General features: G+C 52.3%; 8 protein-coding genes. 3 read left to right on the top strand and 5 right to left on the bottom strand.

All coding sequences use genetic code 11. The annotated features are described in order from the left end of the window. Positions 1-556 (top strand): M23 family metallopeptidase (locus tag NZ772_08800; GenBank protein ID MCS6813652.1); only part of this gene is annotated, 556 nt, incomplete at its 5' end. Between the two features lie 120 nt (positions 557-676). Beyond that, positions 677-2,113: a GTP-binding protein gene (locus NZ772_08795; GenBank protein MCS6813651.1), complete on the top strand. Its 1,437-nt coding sequence runs from the start codon at positions 677-679 to the stop codon at positions 2,111-2,113. Positions 2,114-2,126: 13 nt separating this feature from the next. Here NZ772_08795 and NZ772_08790 read toward each other — a convergent pair whose 3' ends face one another. From NZ772_08790 to recO, 5 genes are all read right to left on the bottom strand, one after another. Further along, a complete protein-coding gene (locus NZ772_08790; protein ID MCS6813650.1) occupies positions 2,127-3,215 on the bottom strand; it encodes a peptidylprolyl isomerase in 1,089 nt (362 codons plus the stop codon). 46 nt (positions 3,216-3,261) lie between these two features. Beyond that, positions 3,262-4,668, bottom strand: a complete 1,407-nt coding sequence (leuC, locus tag NZ772_08785) for a 3-isopropylmalate dehydratase large subunit (GenBank protein ID MCS6813649.1) — start codon at positions 4,666-4,668, stop codon at positions 3,262-3,264. Between the two features lie 151 nt (positions 4,669-4,819). Continuing rightward, a complete protein-coding gene (locus NZ772_08780) occupies positions 4,820-5,962 on the bottom strand; it encodes a glycosyltransferase family 4 protein (GenBank protein ID MCS6813648.1) in 1,143 nt (380 codons plus the stop codon). Positions 5,963-5,979: 17 nt separating this feature from the next. Further along, positions 5,980-7,467, bottom strand: coding sequence for an MFS transporter (locus NZ772_08775; GenBank protein MCS6813647.1), 1,488 nt, complete (start codon positions 7,465-7,467; stop codon positions 5,980-5,982). Between the two features lie 7 nt (positions 7,468-7,474). Next, positions 7,475-8,350, bottom strand: a complete 876-nt coding sequence (recO, locus tag NZ772_08770) for a DNA repair protein RecO (protein MCS6813646.1) — start codon at positions 8,348-8,350, stop codon at positions 7,475-7,477. Positions 8,351-8,501: 151 nt separating this feature from the next. On the opposite strand from recO, the gene NZ772_08765 reads away from it, so the two are divergent. Further along, positions 8,502-8,701 (top strand): tryptophan-rich sensory protein (locus tag NZ772_08765; GenBank protein ID MCS6813645.1); only part of this gene is annotated, 200 nt, incomplete at its 3' end.

Below are 8,701 nucleotides of genomic sequence, written 5' to 3'. Positions count from 1 at the left end.
GCAAGCCCAACTGGTTGCCAATGCTGTAGCTACTGGCAGTAACTGGCAAGGCGCATCGTTTCCGGTGGAAAACTTTCAGCAATACACATCGCCGTTTGGTTATCGTCAGGCTCCTGATGGCTCCTATCGTCGCGAATTTCACCACGGTTTAGATATGGCAGCGCCCATGGGCAGCTATGTACGCAATTGGTGGACAGGGACGGTTGTGCAAGTTTCGGATGACGGAAATTGTGGAACATCAGTTATTGTTGTCTCAGACACATGGGAGCATATCTATTGCCACATGCAGGGACGAGTTGAGGTATCTAGGGGACAGCGCTACTTGATTGATCGCGATGGTGGTATCCAGATTTTTCAAGGACAAGTTGTGGTTTCTGGTGAGCGCATTGGGCGAGTAGGCATGACAGGACGTACCACTGGGCCTCATCTGCATTGGGGGCTGCGTTATCAAGGGCAATGGGTGGATCCAGCATTGGTACTACGGGCCATGTACTCCCAACAAGTTTCAGCGCAAGCCGCACAACCTCCACGATCGGCTAGCAGTAATCTGCAATAATTGGAACCTTCCCAACGGTGGTTTCTGTCCCTTCGGGCTAGAATGCATCATCCCCCAGTTCCTGCGAGTGCTAGATTGGGATTGATATAGCTGTTGGGATGTAACTGAGGAGACACACTAGTGACGGGGACTCAGCAGGAGGTTCACTATAACCGGGCACGCTTAAGCTTACGGGAGGCAGTGCATCGCTACACGGCTCGGTTACGTATGGCAGAGCGGGCAATGGCCAGCCCTAATACTGTGGCCTGGAAGGCTGCTATGCAACGCCATGTGGAGACCCTGACGAATACCCTAACCAAGTTAGAGCAGCGCGTCATTCGGATTGCAGCCTTTGGGTTGGTGAGTCGGGGTAAGTCTGCGGTGCTCAATGCTTTGCTGAATCGTCCTGTGCTGCAAACGGGGCCACTGCACGGGGTGACGCAGTTTCCCCACACAGTACGCTGGACGGCGGTAGACAGCGACAAGGTGCAGGTGGAGCTAATTGACACACCCGGACTAGACGAAATTGACGGGGAAGCTAGAGCCGATTTGGCCAGACAGATTGCTCAACAGGCAGATTTAATTTTGTTCATCGTAGCGGGGGATATTACTCGCACAGAATACAAGGCGCTACAGGAGCTGAGAACTGCCCACAAGCCGTTGATTCTAGTGTTCAACAAAATTGACCTGTATCCTGACTACGATCGCCAGGTCATCTTACGTCAGCTCCAGAAATGGGCGACCCTAGACCAAGCTGCGGCACCCGTCACCCTACGCGATATTGTCTTGGTATCAGCAGATCCAGCCCCTATTCCTGTGCGCATTGAGCTGCCCGATGGTACCGTGCGCTATGAACACGAAACCCCATCACCCCAAATCACTGCCCTGCGTCAAGCAATATTGGATTTGTTGAACCGAGAAGGACGATCGCTGCTTGCCCTCAATGCTCTGCGACAGGCACGGGAGGTAGAACGAACGATCGCCCACCAAACCCTAGACCATTGGGAACAGGAGGCTGACCAAGTAATTTGGCGCTTTGCTCGTACTAAAGCGTTGGTAGTAGCCCTGAATCCGATCGCAGGTCTAGATATTGTGGGTGGCCTCTTTAGTGACCTTGCCATGATTCGTGCCTTGGCTAAACTCTACGGGTTGCCTATTACTCGCCACCAAGCTGGGGCATTGCTGAAAACCATCTTGGGGAGTGCAGGGGGGCTATTGCTCAGCGAATTGGGCAGCGGATTGTTGCTAGGGATGGGTAAGAGTGCTGCTGCTGTGGGCACAGCGTTGGATAGTGCTGCTGGCATTGCCGCCTACGCAGGCACTGCGATCGCCCAAGCTAGCCTGGCTGGGTGGGGGGCCTATCGGGTGGGACAAGCCACTAAGCGCTACCTAGAGCAGGGCTGTACCTGGGGGCCTCAAGGAGCTGACACTGTGCTGCATGAGCTGCTGCACCAACTAAACCCAGACACTACCCTTAATCGCCTCCGTCAAGACATCTTGGCAACGATCGCTCCAGAGGCACCCGCCTCATCCTTCCCTAGCGGAGCACTACGTGAATCTAGCTCCAATCCTGCCTAGATACATCATCCCTTTAAGACGGCTGAACTAGATTTTCTAAGCCGCTGACCACTCGCGCCGTTTCTATAATGTCTCCCTGCTTAAGCTGCTCTAACACTTCCTTGCCCTCAGTGACGTAACCAAAGATGGCATAGCGTCCATCCAATAGATTGCGTCCGGCTGGAGTCAGTTCTGGCTCAAACAGGAAGAAAAAGAACTGGGATGAGCCGCCGTTGGGGTCGTCGCTGGGACGTGCTAGCGCCAGGGCACCGTAAGCAGAAAAGGGCAACACTGGCATATCTTGATAGCGACCTGCATCCTCTAGGGTAATGCCGTAGGTAGGAGCTTGATCACCATCCACCAAAATTTCTAGGGGAATAGCTCGGTATTTGCCTGTTTTAGGATCCACAAATCCAACCTCTGGGCCATCAGGATCCCCTGTTTGCAGTACATAGGATTCTTCTGCCCGGATGAAGGGTAAGCCATCATAAAAACCTCGCTGGACGAGATCAACGAAGTTACCAGCGGTAACCGGAGCACTATAACCATCGACTACGATTGTCATTTGGCCTTTGTTAGTGTTCATCACCACGGTTGCTCGTCCTCGCAGTTGGGGTAAGTTGCTGTAGGCTGCGGGCACCTCAAAGGGAAACGTCGTTACCATGAGTTCCTCTAGTTGTCCCACCAGATCTAGTGCCTTACTCCGCGCAATCCACACTGACTCCTTCTGCTTAGACTCTACCGCTGCTTGCAGGTTAGCAATTTCGGCTTGCAAGTCAGCAATCAGGGCCTGGGCTGATGCTTGGCGATCGGCAGGAATGCTAGCCAGCAGCTTATCTTGTTTATCGCGGATGATAGATGCTGCTTTGCTCACATCTTTGCTAATGGGGTTCCAGCGTTTGCCCCGTAGTTGCACAGCAATGTCTTCTAAACTGGCCTGCAAGTCGCGCACTGTGCGATTATCGATTGGCAGCGCATATCGTAAAATTGCCTTGCCGTCGGTAATTGCATTGCCAGCGGGTAATGCTGCCCAAGCTAGTGGTGCCCGACCGATGCCAAGCAATAGGAAAACAATCACCAGAAGGCTGGCTTTCAGGGTTTGAATCAGTTGCTGGTAACCCATGACCTGCTTGATTGAGAACGTCACCCTTAATCTTGCCACAAGACGGTCAGCTAACCAGCGATCGCACATCAGAAACTTGACCTGTCACCGCTGCTGCGGCCACCATGGCTGGACTCATCAACAGGGTTCGTCCCGATGCAGAGCCTTGTCGGCCTTTGAAATTGCGGTTAGAAGACGATGCACTAATTTGTCGTCCTTGCAACTTATCAGGATTCATTGCCAAACACATAGAACAACCAGGTTCGCGCCATTCAAACCCTGCTGCTAGGAAGATCTCATGAAGTCCTTCGGCTTCTGCCTGCTGCTTCACCTGCTCTGAACCGGGTACCACAAAGGCTTTGATGCCATCGACAACTTTCCGCCCTTGGGCTACTTTGGCAGCTTCTCGCAAATCACTGATGCGGCCATTAGTGCAACTGCCAATAAAACACACATCCACAGGAGTGCCCTTAATGGGAGTACCGGGAGTCAAGTCCATATACTGGTATGCTTCCATTGCCAAGGCTCGTTCTTCTTCTGGCAACATCTCTAGGGTGGGTATGACCTCATCCACGCCAATGCCCTGACCAGGCGTGATGCCCCACGTGACTGTAGGTGCAATATCAGCCGCATCGATGACCACCACATCGTCGTAAATAGCATCCGGATCGCTGGCAATGCTCAGCCACCAGCTCACAGCCTGATCCCAAGCAGCACCTGTAGGCGCAAATTCACGTCCCTTGAGGTAAGCGATCGTCACCTGATCTGGGTTGATGTATCCACAGCGAGCACCACCTTCGATCGACATATTACAGATGGTCATCCGTTCTTCCATATTCATCTGCTCAATAGTGCTGCCTGCATATTCATAGGCATAACCCACACCACCCTTGACCCCCAGCTTGCGGATGATGTGCAGAATTACATCCTTAGCATAGACTCCAGGCTTGAGGTTACCGTTGACTTCAATGCGGCGTACCTTCAACTTGTTCAGGGCCAAGGTTTGGGAGGCCAGTACATCCCGCACTTGGCTGGTGCCGATGCCAAAGGCGATCGCCCCAAAGGCTCCGTGGGTAGAGGTGTGGCTGTCTCCACAGGCTACAGTCATGCCAGGTTGGGTCAACCCCAGTTCTGGGGCAATCACGTGCACAATCCCCTGTTTTCCGGATCCTACATTGTAAAAGGTGATGCCATGTTCACGACAACTCTGCTCTAGGGACTGCATCATTTCTTCAGCCAGGGGATCGAGGAGGGGACGATCGCGCTTTTCCGTAGGGATGATGTGATCCACTGTGGCAATCGTGCGCTGGGGAAACATCACTGCCAGTCCCCGCTCTCGGATCATGGCGAATGCTTGGGGACTGGTGACTTCGTGGATGAGGTGTAGCCCGATGAATAGTTGGGTTTGGCCAGAGGGCAAGATTCCCACGGTGTGTGCATCCCAAACCTTATCAAACAACGTCCCTTTGCTCATAGGTGCGATCGCTTAGCCATTGAAAATGCAAAATTAACAGGTGGATATTGATTGTAGCGTGAGGGCTGACGAAATTATGCCTATTTGACAGATTCCAGACCGCTGGAGCAGCACCGGGTCTAATTTGCGTTAGCCTTTGGGTCTTTGGGGTCTAGACTTTACTCGCTAATGATTGTGGTTGCAACACTCGCTGGTAAAGAGCCTCTAGGTGAGTAATGTTTTGACTCAGAGTGTAGCGCTCTAGCACTCGCTGTCGGGCTGCTTGCCCCATCAACGACACCCAGCCACTATGGTCACGCAACTGGGGTAGCAATACCTTAAGCTGGGTAGCAACACCCTCTGTCTGCAAGATTACACCTGCCCCACCTGCGATCGCCTCGCCATCAGCTCCAGCATCTGTGGCCACACAGGCTAATCCACAGGCCATAGCTTCTAGCAGAGATAGGGATAACCCTTCAATCAAGGACGGCAAAATAAACACATCGGCTCCCCGCAACACTTCGATCCGACGTTGTTCGATCGGCTCATAGCCCCACCAAACAATGGTGTCATCAAGGGCAGAGGCAGTTTCTAGGGGCAAGCGTAAAGGGCCATCCCCAACAATCACCAAGGCGCAGTCATCGCCCATGTTGGCTCGCTTCCATCCCTTCAGCAAGGACTCTACGTTTTTCTCAGGGGCAATGCGTCCCATGTACAAAAACACATGCTTAGCTCCTAGTTCAGCTTTAAGGCGCGATCGACCGGGGGAATATTTCTGGGTATCCACACCGTTGGGAATCACGGCTAGCTTCTCTAGGGGCACGCCTAAGCGTGCCAAGATGTCCTTCTGAATTTGAGAAAACACGATAACTGCGTCATAGTTGGCTAGGAAGGGGGCATAGAGCTGATAGGTGAGGTGTTGGGTACCTGATGTCAGGTTACGGCGCTTGCGATCGAAGGCAGGATGGAACGTCGCAACTAGCGGCAGATTTAGCTCTTCACAGATTTCCGGCAACACAAAATCTAACGGCGACAACGTTAGGGAGGCGTGCACCACATCTGGTTGTAACTCAGACAAAGACTGGGTAAGTATCTTACGTGCTCCCAGGGTAGGGATGGTATAAATTTGAGACTTGTACAGAAATGGTAACGGAACTTCTTGATAGTCGGGCAATCCGTTAGCTGTTTCATCGTCTTGGGCAAAGTGTAAAAAACTGACATGGTGCCCTCGATCGAGCAGAGCATTGGTGATTTCTCGACTATAGGTAACGTTGCCGCAAAAGGGGGATTTTTTTCCGAGCCACGCGATATGCATTCAGGTTTATAAGCTTGTTATTTATTACCGGAACTATACCAGGTTAACAAGCCACCGACGATCGTAATCCCCGCCAATCCCAAAAAGACCAATGGCAACCCTAGCCGCGTCTCTGCCACGCTGGTGAGAGCCAAGGGTAGGCTCAGCATAATGTTGACAGCATTGTTCTGTAAACCGAACACCTTGCCCCGCATTTCCTCTGGTGTATCTGCTTGGATCCGTGTTTGCATTGGTACACCCACCAAGGCAGCAAAGATCCCTAACAGAGTAATCATCCCCAAGGTAGGAATCAGTCGATGCGACACTAGGGCAATGCCAATCAAACTAGCACCCATGCCGATCGAGCCATAGACACTCAGCCGTGTGAGGCTGCCTAACCGTTTGCCAAAATTCCCCACACCCACAGCCCCAATGCCAATGCCAACACCGCCCGCCGCTAATAGGAAGCCAAATTGGTCAGTCTCAATTTCTGGCAATACTTCCGCTAGGCGCACAGCCAGGACTGACAGAGCAGCAAAAATGGAGGAAAGAATAGCGAGTTGCACCATGGCAGCCCGAATGTGGGGTTGCTCACGCAGGTAACGAATGCCGTCCCAGATATCTTGCAGAATGTGGGGTGGCTCTGGATGCTGTGAATAGTCAGGGAGCTTTTCTCGGATCCGAATTGACATAAGCAGTAGGCCAGCAATGATATAGGCTCCACCCACAGCTACTTCTTTGCCTAAATCCCACACTGGATTGAACCAATGCCCTAGGCGATCAGCGATCGCCAGTAAAGGTTCCCCCACAGCAAACCCAACAATCACCGAGCCAATCATCGTGGTGGTGTAAAGGGAGTTGGCAGACAGCAAATGATGGTGAGGCACCAACAGGGGAATAACGGCTTGCTCGGCGGGGGCAAAAAATTGGGTCAAGGTCGATACCAGAAATGTAATTCCGAGTAAAAAGCAGAATCCGATCGGCAGGCCATTGATAGGTGCCCAATCGCGAGAGAGCCACAGCAACAGCGGCAAACTTAACACTAGGGATCCTCGGAATAGATTAGTCAGCACAAGGATGGCCTTGGTTGACCAGCGATCAACAAAGGCTCCAGCAATGGATCCAAACAGCACGGCTGGAATGGTGAAGGCAATCATCACCGATGACACCCAGCCACTAATGCTTTGCCCTGCGCCCTGAAATCGGCTATCGATGATAGCAATCATCAACACCAGATAAATTTTGTCCGCCAATTGAGAAAAAACCTGTCCACCCCATAGGGTCAGAAAGTTGAGGTTTCTCAGCACAGGCAAGAATCCATGGTCTTCGTCCTCAGCCTCTAACGGAGATGGCTCTATCCCAGAGGCGCTATTTATAGTGGTTGCAGCGTGGGGTATTGCTCCGTTTACCTCATTTGACGATGAGGGTACCGTTGCTATGCCTTGGGCCAGTGAGGCATCTCGTTGTTCAGGCGATGTCAAACACTGAGAATCCTCGGTGGTTTCTAGGTCGGAGGAGCGAAACATAGGCACACTAAACGGAGCATTGGGCAATGGAAAGATAGCTTTCCATCAGGTCGGCAGACCGAATTGGGCGTTCAAAGTGATACTGCGCATGGTGTCGCAAGAGGCGCTCGATCGTTAACCAGTCATGCAATAGGGCTGGACTACCTATCGATGCAGATGCCCCTTGAACTACCATTGATGATTGTGGCACATTCTCTTGCCCCTCTGACCACGGTAAATCAGGTTCCGTTAGGTGTTGTAAGAGAGTGAGTTGATGAGCGGTTAGCCGCACTGTCAGATCAGGGAGTGGATTCACTGTCATCGCGATCGTTCCCCCAACCGCACTGCTAAAGCCAACCCACCAGTCAGCTTGATTCACTACTGGAGTTAGGGGTTGCTGGGTAATGCAACAGGCATGTACTTGGGGGGCAACCCCAGCCAATGCCAACAGGTGAAAACTAGCATGGCACAGGTGCATGACCACCATGCTAGGGAGGGGCTGGCTTGGGGATGCACTGGTCACTAGGTGCTCTAGGCGGGTAAGGTGTTCGATTAACAAGGAGAAGAGGTCGGCTTGGGATTGATTGCTGAGAGCCTGACAGAGGGCTAGCTCTGCCAAGTATTGACTAGCCATCAGGGTGCCCAAGTTATGGCTCAAACCTGGAAAGGACATAGTGGTTTGGGCTTGGATAATTTTGTCGAGCGATCGCCCATGGACGACTTCTAGTCGATTAACCACAAACAGGCTGCTGCGTCCCCCTAGGCTAGATTTGTGTTTGCGGGCACCAGGGGCGATCGCCCTAATCAACCCATGCTCTTGAGTTAAGACGGTGAGCAGGCGATCGTGTTCACCCATGGGCATGGCTCTGAGGTTAATGCCAGTAGCTTTGTAAGTGCGGCTCATGGTTACCTTAGACACCAGAACAGACGCGATGTTTTCACGATTTTTTATTGCGGCACTTTCATTGTGGCATAGGGCCTTGGCGCTGGCGCGGCTCTCAGGGATGACCACAGAGATGCTATGCTGACGTAGGGAGCGTCGGAAAAGAGATGTAATGAAACCTGTTGTTGGGGATTCCGATCGACTGCGGCAGCTAGCTACCCTGGGGGCCATTTGGGGCAGCATCGCGGTTAATGCCCTGTCGAACATTAAACCGCCCAACGGCATTAACATTGGTCGATTGTCTAACCTGTTGTTTGCAGAGGTGCAGATTATTCCCGCCAATTACGCCTTTGCCATCTGGGGGGTGATTTA

It is taken from the genome of Cyanobacteriota bacterium (genome assembly GCA_025054735.1).
Classification (GTDB): domain Bacteria; phylum Cyanobacteriota; class Cyanobacteriia; order SKYG9; family SKYG9; genus SKYG9.
Note: the sequence above shows the minus strand (reverse complement) of the source record. Positions and strands in the feature narration are given on the sequence as shown.